Annotated in this window: 12 protein-coding genes and 1 pseudogene; 5 read left to right on the top strand and 8 right to left on the bottom strand. The window is 47.6% G+C overall.

The window, feature by feature from the left end; genetic code table 11:
* A pseudogene (locus tag BUF15_RS06395) lies at window positions 1-223 on the bottom strand (IS256 family transposase); the annotation flags it as partial.
* A 56-nt stretch (window positions 224-279) separates the two neighbouring features.
* Entirely contained in the window at window positions 280-966 is a 687-nt protein-coding gene (locus BUF15_RS06390) for a cache domain-containing protein (protein WP_073612625.1), read from the bottom strand.
* A 987-nt stretch (window positions 967-1,953) separates the two neighbouring features.
* Here BUF15_RS06390 and BUF15_RS06385 point away from each other — a divergent pair.
* Window positions 1,954-3,672 carry a PP2C family protein-serine/threonine phosphatase gene (locus tag BUF15_RS06385; protein WP_159441237.1) on the top strand — a complete coding sequence of 573 codons (1,719 nt, stop codon included), beginning with the start codon at window positions 1,954-1,956 and terminating at the stop codon, window positions 3,670-3,672.
* 178 nt (window positions 3,673-3,850) lie between these two features.
* Here BUF15_RS06385 and sppA read toward each other — a convergent pair whose 3' ends face one another.
* Window positions 3,851-5,695, bottom strand: coding sequence for a signal peptide peptidase SppA (sppA, locus tag BUF15_RS06380; protein ID WP_073612623.1), 1,845 nt, complete (start codon window positions 5,693-5,695; stop codon window positions 3,851-3,853).
* 127 nt (window positions 5,696-5,822) lie between these two features.
* Window positions 5,823-6,920 (bottom strand): DNA polymerase IV, encoded by a 1,098-nt coding sequence (gene dinB, locus BUF15_RS06375; protein ID WP_073612640.1) that lies wholly within the window; start codon window positions 6,918-6,920, stop codon window positions 5,823-5,825.
* 203 nt (window positions 6,921-7,123) lie between these two features.
* On the opposite strand from dinB, the gene BUF15_RS06370 reads away from it, so the two are divergent.
* Complete coding sequence (locus tag BUF15_RS06370; RefSeq protein WP_073612622.1) at window positions 7,124-7,786, top strand: Crp/Fnr family transcriptional regulator; 663 nt, start codon at window positions 7,124-7,126, stop codon at window positions 7,784-7,786.
* Between the two features lie 6 nt (window positions 7,787-7,792).
* On the opposite strand, the gene BUF15_RS06365 is transcribed toward BUF15_RS06370, so the two are convergent.
* From BUF15_RS06365 to BUF15_RS06355, 3 genes are all read right to left on the bottom strand, one after another.
* Window positions 7,793-8,131, bottom strand: a complete 339-nt coding sequence (locus BUF15_RS06365; protein ID WP_073612621.1) for a PilZ domain-containing protein — start codon at window positions 8,129-8,131, stop codon at window positions 7,793-7,795.
* Window positions 8,132-8,315: 184 nt separating this feature from the next.
* Complete coding sequence (locus BUF15_RS06360; RefSeq protein WP_073612620.1) at window positions 8,316-8,957, bottom strand: FlgO family outer membrane protein; 642 nt, start codon at window positions 8,955-8,957, stop codon at window positions 8,316-8,318.
* Window positions 8,958-8,980: 23 nt separating this feature from the next.
* Window positions 8,981-9,793, bottom strand: a complete 813-nt coding sequence (locus BUF15_RS06355) for a hypothetical protein (protein WP_073612619.1) — start codon at window positions 9,791-9,793, stop codon at window positions 8,981-8,983.
* A gap of 306 nt (window positions 9,794-10,099) precedes the next feature.
* Here BUF15_RS06355 and BUF15_RS06350 point away from each other — a divergent pair, with 306 nt between their 5' ends.
* Window positions 10,100-10,939: a PHP domain-containing protein gene (locus tag BUF15_RS06350; RefSeq protein WP_073612618.1), complete on the top strand. Its 840-nt coding sequence runs from the start codon at window positions 10,100-10,102 to the stop codon at window positions 10,937-10,939.
* A gap of 56 nt (window positions 10,940-10,995) precedes the next feature.
* Window positions 10,996-12,384 carry a sigma-54-dependent transcriptional regulator gene (locus BUF15_RS06345; protein WP_073612617.1) on the top strand — a complete coding sequence of 463 codons (1,389 nt, stop codon included), beginning with the start codon at window positions 10,996-10,998 and terminating at the stop codon, window positions 12,382-12,384.
* 25 nt (window positions 12,385-12,409) lie between these two features.
* Here the strand turns inward: BUF15_RS06345 and BUF15_RS06340 are convergent, their stop codons facing one another.
* Window positions 12,410-13,282, bottom strand: coding sequence for an NAD(+)/NADH kinase (locus tag BUF15_RS06340; RefSeq protein ID WP_073612616.1), 873 nt, complete (start codon window positions 13,280-13,282; stop codon window positions 12,410-12,412).
* 269 nt (window positions 13,283-13,551) lie between these two features.
* Here BUF15_RS06340 and BUF15_RS06335 point away from each other — a divergent pair, with 269 nt between their 5' ends.
* Window positions 13,552-13,734, top strand: coding sequence for a Trm112 family protein (locus tag BUF15_RS06335; protein ID WP_073612615.1), 183 nt, complete (start codon window positions 13,552-13,554; stop codon window positions 13,732-13,734).
* Window positions 13,735-13,741: the final 7 nt, after the last annotated feature.

Raw genomic sequence — 13,741 nt, 5'->3', positions numbered from 1 at the left:
CAAGCCCTGTGAGAATTTCTCTTTCAGGCAAATAGCCATTGCGCACAACCTGCATGTGCCCTTTCTCATTTCTCAGCTCTGCGTAATGCTGGAGCAGGTCTTGCAATTCAGCCTCAACCGCATCAGCAATGAGTTGTCGGGCGCCGATACGTAACAGTTCGGTCAGCGGGTCTTCGACAAACTCTCCTGGCTTTTTCAGTGTGATAACTTTACTGTTGATCATGACGTATCCTTTTTTGTTGGAATTCTGTTTTGGCAAACTGATTCCAACAGGATACGTCATTTCTTTTTTAATTCTCCCTCAAACACCACTTTTGAGCATAACTCCAGAGTGTCAACTGGAATGCGTATAGCAACATATCCTAATACAGCATTTAACCGGTTAACGATCGAAACAATCATAAAGGCGGCTTGTTCATCAGCTGCAGTGGGATATCCACCAAAATCGGCAAAGAGAATACCCTCCGAATTGTCTTTAATCTTTTGAAAGGCCAGGCCAAGACTTGAATCCTTGAGTTCAGACTCGGGGATATTCATTCCAAGATCTTTGCCTTTTTTGGTGCTATAGACAATATATCCACCTGGAGAGATCATCAGCAGGTCATAAAAACCATACTTTTCCACTGTGCTGAGAATAGGAGGCTCCTTAAATTCTACCAGGGTCTGCCAGGCTGTATCATTTACTGTTTTGCCGGCAGATTCAAATGCTTCGGTAAATGCCTGCATGCTGCCATAAAGGTACGGATCGTTCTTGATAATACCAACGGCTGCATAAACCCGTTCAAAATAATATTGCAGATGATTTCGCTTTGCCTCCTGAATAGCGGTGAGCTTGGAAATCACCTCAGACTGTAGCGAATTGCTTGCCTTCTTGACCGAAATAAAGGTCACTACCCCAAGAGGTATAAGACTCACCACAATAAAGATCGCTAGCAATTTGCCTTTTAATGTCATTTTTTTTAACATTATGTCCTCGCCTGAAATGATGGTGACTGATTTTTTCTTTCTTTGGCGGCCTGAAGAAAGCTATTCTCAGCTATAGTTGCATTCTTACTCAGAAAGTCTGTCATGAAAAAAAGAAAAACAGCAAGAACTTTTTATAGAAAAAATCGGTATGTGGTGTCGAGTTTTCACACGATATCTTGTTGCATTACAATGCATTGACTGACAATTTGCAAGGATTGTTGCCGGATGACTAAATGCCAGCTAAGCAGCATGTTGTTAGAAATATTGTGCTCCTGGCATCCAGTCCACATTAAGGGAAAATCTTATATTGCAAATCTATGAAGTATCAAGCTCTTCAATTGGAGAGCGACAGCAGCGCATTGGCATAAACTCCGTTCGGGTCGCTTATCAGGAAAAGGTTTCCAAACTGTTTATGTAATTTGACTTTGTAAGGTTATATTATTTCAGCAATTCAATTATTTATTATATTCACAATACATGGGACCAATTGAGTTGGTGTCTTACGCAATGGCTTGGACGACTTGGTAAGGTAGAGAACGGTCGAGGGGCGGTGTTTGGTGTACTGGCAAAAGACAATTTCAATGTACCTGTGGAGGTTCAACTCTACTTGGCCAAGACCTGGATTTATGACTCTATTCTTTGGGAGAAAGCAGGAGTAGCAAAGAGCGAAAGATCTTTTTGCACCCAGGATTAATTGGCTATTAAAAAGATGTTGATAAAGAGCACCGAAATGGACTCCGTTTTGGCTGGGGCGGTGCCGATGCCTGGTGCAGGAAAGGACCGGGATTTTGTCTTGAGCTACACAAAAGTAAGCATCTCTCTGATCAGCGATTGGCTATCATGCCAGGGAAAAGAACCTGACTCTTAAGCCATTAAAAGATTCAGATTAACATAACGAAGTCAAAATAAATGGTTAACAGAACAACGAGCAAAACATATCCTAGGCCTAAACACACGGCTGGTCCATCTGACAACCCCTGGCAAGGAATGGAAAGGGATATCCAGTTCCGTTTCCGCACAATTCAAGTGGCGGCAAACCTAACTGGAGTAGTGATCTGTGTAACCTATTTTGTCTTCTTTGACGATATTCGCCCGGTGGTGGTGGATAGTAGCCATTACTTTTTTGCTGCGGTATTGACCACTCTTCTGGTTTTTATTTTTGGAACTACACTCAATTATTCTCTTCAAAAACCGGTGCTGCGTTACGTGGTGCTTCGAGCCGCCGGTCATGCTCCTTCTCCGGAGACCACTCTTAAGGTGCAGCGACGCCTGCTCAACGTCCCTATCATAGCAGGGGTAGTGGGGATGCTCAGCTGGAGTTTAGCAGCGTTCTTTATCCCGCTGGTGTTACATTGGTTGCCTTCAACCTCAGCACCCGAAGAAAAGCTGCTCAGCTTCCTCTGGATGTTCACTGGAATTATTCTTTCCGGGGTGGTCACCAGCGTGTTGACTTTTTTTGGCCAAGAAATTTCGGTTCGCAGGCTACATGCTGCTTTCTTCCCTCAAGGTGGCGTGGCCGATATGTCTGGGGTGTTTCGAGTTAGTCTACGGTCACGGGTATTGCTGTTCTTCTTTCTGGGGGGCTTGCTCCCAATGATGGACATGGCTTTCCTGGTTTATAACAAGGCCCGAATGGCCTTAAGTCTAAATCCTCAGGTATTTTTAGAAGAGTTACTGGCCCTGTTGATCTATATTTTGGTAGTCGAGGGGGTACTCACCCTCGTTCTGGCGCATTATTTGACTCGCAGCATAGTCGAACCGGTTCAACGTCTCCAGAAGGCAATGAACAGTGTAGCCGGGGGCAATCTTTCTACCCGGGCCCAGCTTAATGACAACAATGAGCTGGGCCATTTAGGCGACCACTTTAATCGCATGACCGCCGGTCTACAGGAACGCTACGAGTTACAACGCACAATTGGCCTGGCCCGAGAGGTGCAGCAGACTCTTCTGCCCCAGCAACTTCCCCGTTGTTCAGGACTAGAAATCGCCGGTAAGAGCATCTACTGCGATGCCACTGGTGGCGATTACTGGGACTACCTGATTCGGGAACAAGAAGATAATGGAAGTATCGATATTGCCATTGGAGACGTCAGCGGTCATGGTCTTCCGGCTGCTCTGTTTATGGCCTCTGTGCGTGCTGGTCTTCGGCAGCGTGTGGCTCTTGGGGGTGATATCGCCAAAATCGTCACCGATGTGAACCGTCAGTTTAGCCGGGATGTCGAGGGGTCTGGTAACTTTATGACCCTTTTATATCTTTCGGTAGATCGATCTGGTAAATGCCTGAAGTGGGTACGGGCCGGGCATGATCCGGCCATGCTGTACGATCCGGATAAAGATAGTTTCCTGGACCTTAAAGGCGAAGGGGTAGCTCTTGGTGCTAATGAAGATTGCCTTTATAAATCTTTTAAACACGATGGTCTGCAGGAGGGTCAATTAATCCTCCTGGGCACCGATGGAATATGGGAAGCTCGATCCAAGACGGGCGAGATGTTGGGGAAGGCTCCTGTGCGTGGCCTGGTTCGGGAACAGGCTCACCGAACAGCAACAGAAATCGTCGACGCTCTTTCTGCTCTTGTGCAGGATTTCATCAGTCCCGGGCGACTCGAAGATGATATCACCTTAGTTGTAATAAAGGTGGTTGCAGAGAACCAGAATGTCTCCCTGAACCAAACTGCTTGTAGGAATAATGAAAAAGATGGCAAATAATACCGGCTAAACCGATTTCTTCAGCAAGCCGTAAAAAGCGGCCATTTATCACCATCACCTTGCCTACCGGAAGACAAAGTGCCAGCTAAGCAGCGTGTCGTTTGAAATATTGTGCTGCCGGCATCCTGTCCACATTAAGGGAATTCACTTTTTGCAAAAAATTGAAGTTTCAGGCTTTTCAATCAAGAAGCGGCAGCAGTGCATGGGCGTAAACACCATTCGGATCGCTCGTAAGGAAAAGGTTTCCGAACTGTTCACGTAATTCACGATATAAGCCTAGGGCAGGGGTTGAGGAAATGAGACCAGGGAGAAATGCAGATATCGAAGTTGAAAAACTCTGGATGAGTTCTTCCCGTACCGATAGCTTGCGGTTGATATAAATTGGAGAGAATTCATGTAATCCAGCCAGAGTTGCAACAGCATCGATGGCCTCATTCAGTGAGCCGAGATTATCTACCAGCCCTAGATCTTTGGCAGTTTTTCCAGAAAAGACACGTCCTTCGGCAATAGATGGCATTTGCTCTTTGTCAATTTTTCGTCCCTGTTCGACAATATCAAGGAACCGGTTATAACCGTTGTTTACCGTTAATTGAATAGACGCTTTGACAGCGGGTGCCAGCGGTCGGGTGAGGTTGATACCTGCGGAAAGTGGAGTTGTGCCGACCCCATCGCTGTGTATCCCAAGGTGAGCCAGGGAATTTTCAAAGGTTGGGATTGCCCCGAAGATTCCGATTGAGCCGGTGAGTGTCACGGGGGAAGCCCAGATCTGGTCGGCATTGGCAGATATCCAGTAGCCTCCGGACGCGGCCATGGAGCCCATGGAGACAACCACGGGTTTGCCCGCTTTTTTGAGTTCAAGAATTTCCTGACGGATAATCTCAGAGGCGAAAGCTGAGCCGCCTCCGGAGTTGATACGCAGCACCACACCTTTAATCATCTTGTTGGTACGGGCGGAGCGCAGACGCTCTGTAAGTGAATCACTTCCGATGATACCGGCAGGTTGCTTGCCGCCTACGATATTACCTTCGGCCACAATGATGCCTATTTGCGGCTGGTCATCATCAGACTCGGTGTAGGAGGGCTCAATATGAGAGAGGTAATCACTGGTCGAGACAATCGATGCTTCAGATCTGGAGCCAGTTTTCATTTCGAGGTGGCTGGTTAGCTCTTCACGGGTCAGGACAAGATCAACCAGGCGGTTATCCAGTGCCAGTTTGGCTGTATCTCCCTTAGTCTCGGCCAGGAGCACGTCGATATTATTAATATAGTCGTTGAGTGTTTGTGTGGTCAGGCCGCGTTGTCTGGCAACGTCTTGGGTGTATGTATTCCATAGGGTACTCAGCCAATGCAAATTCTGGGAGCGGGCTTCGTCTGACATGGAATTCCTGGTGATCGGCTCAATGGCAGACTTATAGGTGCCTACCCTGAAAATATGATAATTGACTTGCAGTTTATCGAGGGCATCTTTGAAGTACAGGGGGTAAAGACCTAAACCATGCAGCTCCACCCCTCCCATGGGATTGAGGATGATCGTGTCGGCGTAGGAGGCTAAATAGTATTGCTTCTGGGTATAAAAGTCTTCGGCAGCAAATACCTTTTTATTCTGATGCTTAAAGATTTCAAGTGAGTGACCGATGGTTTGCATCTGGTCGAGGCCAATCTTCCCGAGATCTTTCAAGTCGAGGAGAATATTTTCAATGGCTGGATCAAAGGCAGCTGTTTCTATAAGATCGAGAATGTCCTGCAGGACCATGTAGCTTGGTGACTCCTGACCGCTAAGGGACTCGTTGAGAAAACTCTCAAAGGCGGATGTCGTTCTTCGTTCTTCGACGATATCTCCGGTCAGGCTCAGTTTTAGAATGCTATTATTTGGGATATCGGCAGGGCCGGAGGTAAATACTGTTATGGTAAAGAAAAGAACGAGAATAATAAGAATAATGTTGACGAATGTGTTGCGGATAAAGCTGAAAATCCGGCCAACATATTTGAAAATATTAAGGATAGAAAAAACGAGATCTTTCATGGATTTTATTCACTGTAAGGGTGGATGGTATGTTCAGATGACTAGCGGAGTGTAATCATTTTCCCATTTTCTCACAAGCCATGTCCTATGGATAACTGTTACCGACCTGGCCAGGAAAAGAGTTGAATTACCAGTTGTCTGTGTATTCCATAGTGAAGGGCAGGCGTAACTGGATGGGAGTCGTATTTTTTGTAAAGAGGGTGGATACGGTAATTCCGAGAAGACGAACCTTTCTTTGCCCGGCTTCGGTGGCGGCTAAAAGACGAGGTAGGCAGAGCATGATATCTTCTGAGCTGAATAGCGGTGATTTCATGGTTGCTGATCGCGTGATGGTTGTGAAATCGTGATATCGCACTTTTAATGTCAAGGTGTAACCACCGAAATTGCGCCGGGCAAGGCTGTGGGCCACTGAGTCAGCTTGCTGTTCAAGGATTTGATGAATGATTTCCATCTCAAGAATATCTTCTGAAAGCGTGGTTTCCGAACCAATGGATTTTCTAACAGAAGAGCTCTCTACCGGGCGTGGGTCTTCTCCGCGACAGATATCAAAGAAGAACTTCCCAGACTTGCCGAAGTGGAAGACAAGTTCTTCCCTGGTAAAACGTCGAAGGTCGGAACCGTTTTTTACCCCGATGCGTTCCATCTTCTTTTCGGTGGCAGAGCCTACTCCATAGAATTTGCCAATTGGCAACCGACCAAGAAAATCGAGCACGAGGTGCGGTGGAATAACGGTAATACCGTTTGGTTTGTTTATGTCGGTGGCGACCTTAGCCAAGAATTTATTGCACGAAACCCCGGCTGATGCAGTCAGGCCGGTACGGGAGAAGATGTCCCGGCGAATCTTATTCGCAAGGATTGATGCGGATGGTTCGCAGAATGTGTTGACGGTGAGATCAAGAAAAGCTTCATCGACGGAGAGAGGTTCGATGAGATCGGTATATTCATGGAAAATTTCCATGATCTGGGCAGATACTTCACGATATCGCGACATGCGCGGCCGGGTGAAGATAGCATGGGGGCAAAGGCGTGCAGCTTTTGCTGCTGACATGGCCGAATGGATCCCGAACTTTCGTGCCTCATATGAGCAGGCGGCGACAACGCCCCGGCTGTCCGGTGAACCGCCAACAATAAGTGGTTTGCCACGTAGGGTCGGATCGTCCAGTTGTTCAACGGAGGCAAAAAAGGCGTCCATATCGATATGAACAATCTTCCGGTTACTGTGCATCAGGCAAAACGACGGATAAAGATATAGTTTTTTACAGCTCTGACAGGAGCTGGTATAAAATGACAATTCGAAAGGCTGAGGTTTCGTGTGGTTGACTAATGCGTTGCAAGGAGCAATGAGCAACGGATCATCCATTCACCAATCTTCCAATAGTACAATAGAGCAGGGCATGATGAAAGCCTTTCTCGGCAAAGGGACAATTCATGAATAAGCATACCACCATTGCCAGCAATCGCCTGTTTCAGGGGTTACCTGATCACGAGCTGTCTGAAATTGAGAAAATCGCTGTTGAAAAGAAGTACGGGCGAGGGGAGTCGATTTTTTTTGAGGGAGATGAGGGCAACGGTTTTTATATCGTTATAGAAGGGAGGGTGAAAATTTTCAAAATGTCCATGCAGGGTAAGGAGCAAATCCTGCATATCTTTGGCGAAGGTGAGCCTTTTGGTGAAGTTCCGGTTTTTCACGGCCAGCCGTTTCCGGCGACGGCTGAGGCGCTGGTTGCCACGAGAGTGCTTTTTCTTCCGCGAAGGGACTTCGTGAAGATTGTTACCCAATGTCCTTCTATTGCTCTGAACATGCTGGCGATGCTTTCCATGCGGCTTCGGAGGTTCACCACTCAGATAGAATCACTCTCGTTAAAAGAAGTTCCTGCTCGGCTTGCTTCCTATTTGCTCTATCTCTCAGAAGAACAGGGGGGCGGAGATAGTGTCGAGTTGGAGATTTCAAAAGGGCAGTTGGCCAGTCTTCTGGGCACAATTCCTGAAACCCTCTCCAGGATTTTTGCGAAAATGTCTGAAGAGGGACTTATCGATGTGCAGGGGAGAACCATCCGCTTACTTGATCGTCCTGGCCTGGAGGAAAGGTAACGCAGCTCAGCTGCGTTCAGGGCTACGGTGGTAAAGAACAATATTCTTTAAATGAAGATACGTATCGATATCGAGTTCGGTGAATTTCACCGCTGCCCCATTTGCATCCTGGCGCAGGACCCTGCCCTTGGTTCGCAGTGTGAGCTCGCTTGACGGGCCGCAGATAAGAATTTCCAGATCGCAGATGCGGTTTATCGGCAACGCTTTATCTATATTGACATTGATCCCATCCAGACTGATGTCTCGAAGATCAGTGCCGGCGGCAAAGAGTTGATCATCTATCCTGATGTTAACCACAGCGCTCAGTTGTATCCGCTGGGCTGTTCGTCGTTCCTGACTCTCCATTTTCTGTTCTTTTTCTCCATGTGTGACTGGCTGAAAAGGTCATTTACTTTGAAAAAACTATAATCAACTTGTCAGTTTATGACATGTGAAAAAAACGGTCGAGGAGAAATCTTGATAAGATTATCTCTATTGCGCTTTATGTGGTTCCTTCTATTATCCACTTTATGGGACCGCTTTACTGTCATCAATAGAGAATTGAGTTGAGCCTCGGACGTGGCGGTTCGGAAATTTCTCCAGAACTATGCTGCTGTTGGAGACCGAACATGGTCAGGATTGTATCATCCATGCAGAGGTTGCTGTCCGTTGATGCGATGATTGTGTTTGTTACAGGATGTACCAACCGTGACGAAACATACATTGTCCGATTGGTGATGGAGATGGTCCCAACCAGAATAGCCTGACTTTTTACGGAGGGTGCTATTTTGCCTATATCACGTGATAGAATCGATTCGCCTGATTTGGGTTCGATCATAAGCTGCCCAGTCATTTTGATTTCTTTGACAGGATAACCAAGCTGTACAAGGCGTGAGCTGATATGCTCCTGGATGATTCGGCCAAATTTTGAGGTCTTCTCAAGGTTGTTGTTGTCGACGAAGGTTGTCACCAGAATGGGCATATCTGAAATGCCAAGAACAAGTGGGGGCGAGGCGGTGGTTGTCAACTTTTCGGCAATAGAATAGGAGAAGGCAATAAGATCGGTCTCGTCACCGACAAATTTCTCGAAACGGGTGCAATTAAAGCGCGAACAGCCGGAAACTGACAAAAGCAGTAGCGCCATGAGGAGCAATGCAACCCTATTGAAGATGGAAAGAGAAGTGTTTTGCATCGATATCTCGTTTAGGTGTGGGGCTAAAGCTCAGGGATAACCACTTTTTCATCAATAAGTGGCTGTGGTTCTATTGTTGTGGGTATGACGGTTTCAGGTACTGCTTTTTCTGGCATCATTGTCCCCGGCCTTTTAGCAGAATTCTGTTCACTGGTGCCTTCTGGACCGATAAGGGGTATCTCCGCCGCCTCATTGATTGCAACATCACGGTATTGGCCAGCATCTGCATCATTAATGTAATAAAGATCAGATGCTCTGAATAGGTATTGTTCCTTGGTTATCATGGAGGTGGTAATAATTACTTCATGAGATGAGCTGCGCACAGCGGCAGTATTCATGAAATCCAGCAGGCCGGCACCGGCAATGGTTTGCAGTTCCCAGGGGGCATTACGCAAGACCATAATGCCTGTCGCGATAGCAGTCATAACTCCTGGTCTGACGGTTTGCAGACGTGCTGCATTGTGATGGACAAGTTGGACTTTGTAGTGGACAGTTATCGATTCTTCATCGGGAGTCTTTCGTACCGGGACTCCAAATCGTACCAGTTCTGTGATGAGCAAGTCGCGAAAGGCTTCGGAGAAGGTGCTGTTTTCCTGGGCAGTGCAAGGGGTGTCCTCGTCGCCACAGGTTGGGCGAACATACACGGGAGTTCTTGGGTAGTCACTTAACACCAGCTGGTTATTGATCCTGTTCGCCACATCGCTGGCCAGAACAACCCAATGATAGGCGGCCTGCATCTTCGGCTGGGTAGTATACTGATAGCCAGTTGGCTCGGGGATACGGGCGCATCCGGCAAGAAGTAACAGGAAACAACAGCTGAGGGTGATGATTCGCATCTGGATTCTCCGAGAATGCTGAACAAAGCGCGGTTTGAAGCATTGTGGCGTCCTGTCCGGGAACTGATCTTTTAACGATTAATACTTCACTACCCGCTAGCGATCAGTAGCTGCTGGGGGTGTACTGAATGTATCGGACAAGAATTGGAAAAGTAAAGGGAAAATTGCGGATGATGGTTAAACATGATAAGACGGGTGATGAAGTGACAACTGCTAGCCACCTTGCCCTTTTCCGCGTTGGATGTATTGTGTTTCTAGCTCTTTCTACTCTTTAGTCATCCTTTTACCGCTTTCATCTTCTCGCTTATGTCTATCGACTTACATATTCATTCAACATTTTCAGATGGTACTCTCTCGCCTTCTCGACTCGTTGGGCTGGCCAAAGCCAAACGGCTGACTGCAATTTCAATTACCGATCATGATACTATGGAAGGTGTCGATGAAGCGATACGCGCAGGCCAAAATATCGATTTAGAAGTGGTTCCAGGCATTGAAATCAGCGCGGTGTTTGGTCAACTGCATGTGCATCTTCTTGGCTATTATATCGATCAGAAAGATCGGAAGTTGCGATCTACACTCGAAGAAATCCAGTCCGCCCGCGTGTGGCGAAATACAAAGATCATAGAAAAGCTCCAGGAGCAAGGGGTACCGGTGACTCTTGAAGAGGTAGATCAGAAATCTACTGTTGGACAGACAGGAAGGCCACATATTGCTCAGGTGCTTATGGAAAAAGGTGTTGTCACTTCCATAGACCAGGCTTTTAATAGATTTCTGGCGCGAGGTTGCTCGGCGTATGTGCCCCGCAAGGTTTTGGAGGCGGTGGACGGTATCTCACTTATAGCCGATGCGGGGGGTATTCCTGTGCTGGCTCATCCGGCAACTATAGATAATTCGCTCAGGAAAATTCCTGCGCTGGTTGAGCAACTGGTCCCCTGCGGTTTGCAAGGTATCGAGGTCTACTATCCGACCCATTCAAAGAAAAATCAAAAGCAATTAAGTAGGCTTGCGGAGCGCTATGGTCTTGTGGTAACCGGCGGGAGCGACTATCATGGCGATATCAGGCCAGGCACGATGCTGGCTAGTGGAACCAATGTCTATGTGCCATCCATTGTACTTGATCAATTAAAAAAAAGGCTTCGACGCTAAGTTGCGCTTGGCGTTATGCAGGGCTTCACCCCTATAGGGAATGAGGAGCAGTGAATATGTATTCTATTCTGATAGTCGATGATGAACCCAATTATCTGATTGTTCTCTCTGAGTTGTTGCAGGATGAGGGATATGAAGTCTTCACCGCCCCCGGCGGTGCCAAAGGCTTTGAGATGGTGAAAGAGCTGGACCTTGATCTGGTCATTACCGATATGCAGATGCCGGAAGTGGACGGCCTGCAGTTACTACTCAATATCAAGGAACATAACGATGAGTTGCCGGTGATAATGATAACGGCCTACGCCCAGGTGGAAAAGGCGGTTGCTGCCATGCAGGCAGGGGCCTTCAGCTATCTGGCGAAACCCTTTTCCAATGATGAGCTGCTGGTCAATATCAAAAAAGCAGTGCAGGTCTATTCGCTTGTTCGGGAAAACACCAGACTACGTAGCGAGATCAAAGGGAAAAGCGGTTTTGGAGGTATGGTCGGTAAAAACCCTCGCATGAAACAGGTGTATGAGCTGATCGAAAAAGTTGCACCGACTCCAGCGTCAGTGCTTATTTCAGGTGAGAGTGGTACCGGTAAGGAACTTGTCGCGAAAGCGATCCATATGAACAGTCCTAGGCAGAAAGAGGCCTTTATCACCGTAAACTGTGCGGCCCTTTCTGAAAATCTATTGGAGAGCGAACTTTTCGGTCATGAAAAAGGCGCCTTTACCGGGGCGGTTGCTATGCGGAAAGGGCGCTTTGAGCTTGCTGACCGGGGTACAATCTTTCTTGATGAGATTGGTGAAATTCCTTTGGCGTTACAGTCAAAACTTTTACGAGTCCTTCAGGAAAAACAGTTCGAAAGAGTAGGCGGTAGCAAGACGTTTGATGTTGATGTCCGCATAATCAGTGCATCCAACAGAGATCTGAAGGAAGAGGTGGGGTTAGGCCGTTTCAGGGAGGATCTTTTCTATCGGTTGAACGTAATACATGTCGCCCTGCCGGCTTTACGCGAGCGAATGGATGATATGCCCCTCCTGGTTGAACACTTTATTGCCAAGTTCGCCGACCATCTTGGCCGTCCGGATCTATCCATTTCGGACGAAGCAATGCGGCTGTTGATGCGCCTGCCGTGGGAAGGCAATATCAGGGAACTGGAAAATACCATCGAGCGAGCGGCCATTCTATGTAATAACAATATAATAGAATCTGACGACGTGCAGCCTGATTCAATGCCGCCGCTTGAAGAAAACACCTGGAGTGCTGGGATTGACCTGAAGCAGATGGTACCGGAATCGGCGAGCCTCAACGACGTGCTGTACACCATTGAGGAAAAGATGCTGATCCAGGCCCTGGAAGACACCAATTATGTCCAGGCACGGGCCGCGGATCAGCTGGGCATAACCAAAAGCCTTCTGCAGTATAAGATGAAAAAATACGGCATCAAAAAAAGGAAATAACAGCTGTGTCTTTTATGTGTGGTGCTTACTTCCTGTCGCTTGCCGGGTTGCCCCAGTGCAGCTTATTGCGGAGGATTGTGAAATAATCCCTCGTGGATGAGGCGATAAGCCGCAGTGGATGCTCGGCTGGCTCAACTTCGAGCCGGTCGCCATCGTGCATTTCCCAACATGGCTGGCCATCAACAATGACCTGGGCGCACTCAGCGTTGCCGTTACTTTCAAACTCGGTGGTAATGGGTGTAGTGGCTGGTAAAATAATGGGTCGGCTGCTGAGCATGAATGGACAGATGGGTGTCACCAGTATGGTGGCAAGACCTGGATGAACCAGCGGGCCGCCTGCCGAGAGATTGTAGGCGGTTGAACCGGTTGGGGTCGAGAAGATCAGGCCATCGGCCTTATAGGTGGTGATGTAATCGCCCCCGGCTCGGGTGGCCAGGTGCAGCAGACGGTCCAAAGTATACTTATTGATGACAATGTCGTTAAGGGCATATCGATACAGTTCGGGCTCGCCATTTGTCACCACTCTGGTTTTCAGCATCAGCCTGTTTTCGATAACAACCTTGCCTTGCAGGATGCTTTTCAGAGCAGACTCTGTCTCATCTTTGGCATACTCAGTAAGAAATCCAAGATTGCCGAGATTAATACCGGTAACCGGGATCGAATGTTTGGCTGCTTGTTCTGCAATATGGAGCAGGGTGCCGTCGCCACCGAGTGCTACCAACAGATCAAGCTCGGGGGGGATGGTGTTTAGCTGTACTTCGATGCCAAGTGACTGGAGCCACTTGGCCACTTTCTCGGCATGCTGCATGGCGAGACTATCATCTTTTTTGGTGATGAGTCCAACTCGAGTTACCGAAAGGTCGCATTCCGTTTTGAATGGTGTTTTGAGACTGTCCATATCCGGTCAACTTCTGCAGTGCCACAGATCTGGCTGTGTGATTGAAGAGATTCACGCCGCAAGCCTGAAGGGATTGCGACACAGTGGAGCGTCCGCCATGTTGTAATGCAGTTATGGTTGAAATTCAATTGCTAATTGGCTTGACTCCGGTATGCTTGTGCCTGAAAAAAGTACGTGGAGGTTGTCGGGATTGTCTGAGAGATATTTTTTTTTTAGGCTCTTGTACCGTTCTGAGATAGCAAAGCATATGAAATTATTCGGAGGTGAAAATGATAGATGAAGATCTGCTCGCCATTCTGGCGTGCCCGAAATGCAAGGGAGGCTTGAAATATCTTGAGGCCAGGGAAGGGTTGGCCTGTGAGAAATGTATGCTGCTCTATGAAATTCGGGATAATATCCCGGTGATGCTTATCGAAGAGGCAAAGGAGCTAAAGGCCGAAGAGTTAAATTAAGGTTTGG

It is taken from the genome of Desulfopila aestuarii DSM 18488, from assembly GCF_900143695.1.
GTDB classification, from domain to species: Bacteria; Desulfobacterota; Desulfobulbia; order Desulfobulbales; family Desulfocapsaceae; genus Desulfopila; species Desulfopila aestuarii.
Note: the sequence above shows the minus strand (reverse complement) of the source record. Positions and strands in the feature narration are given on the sequence as shown.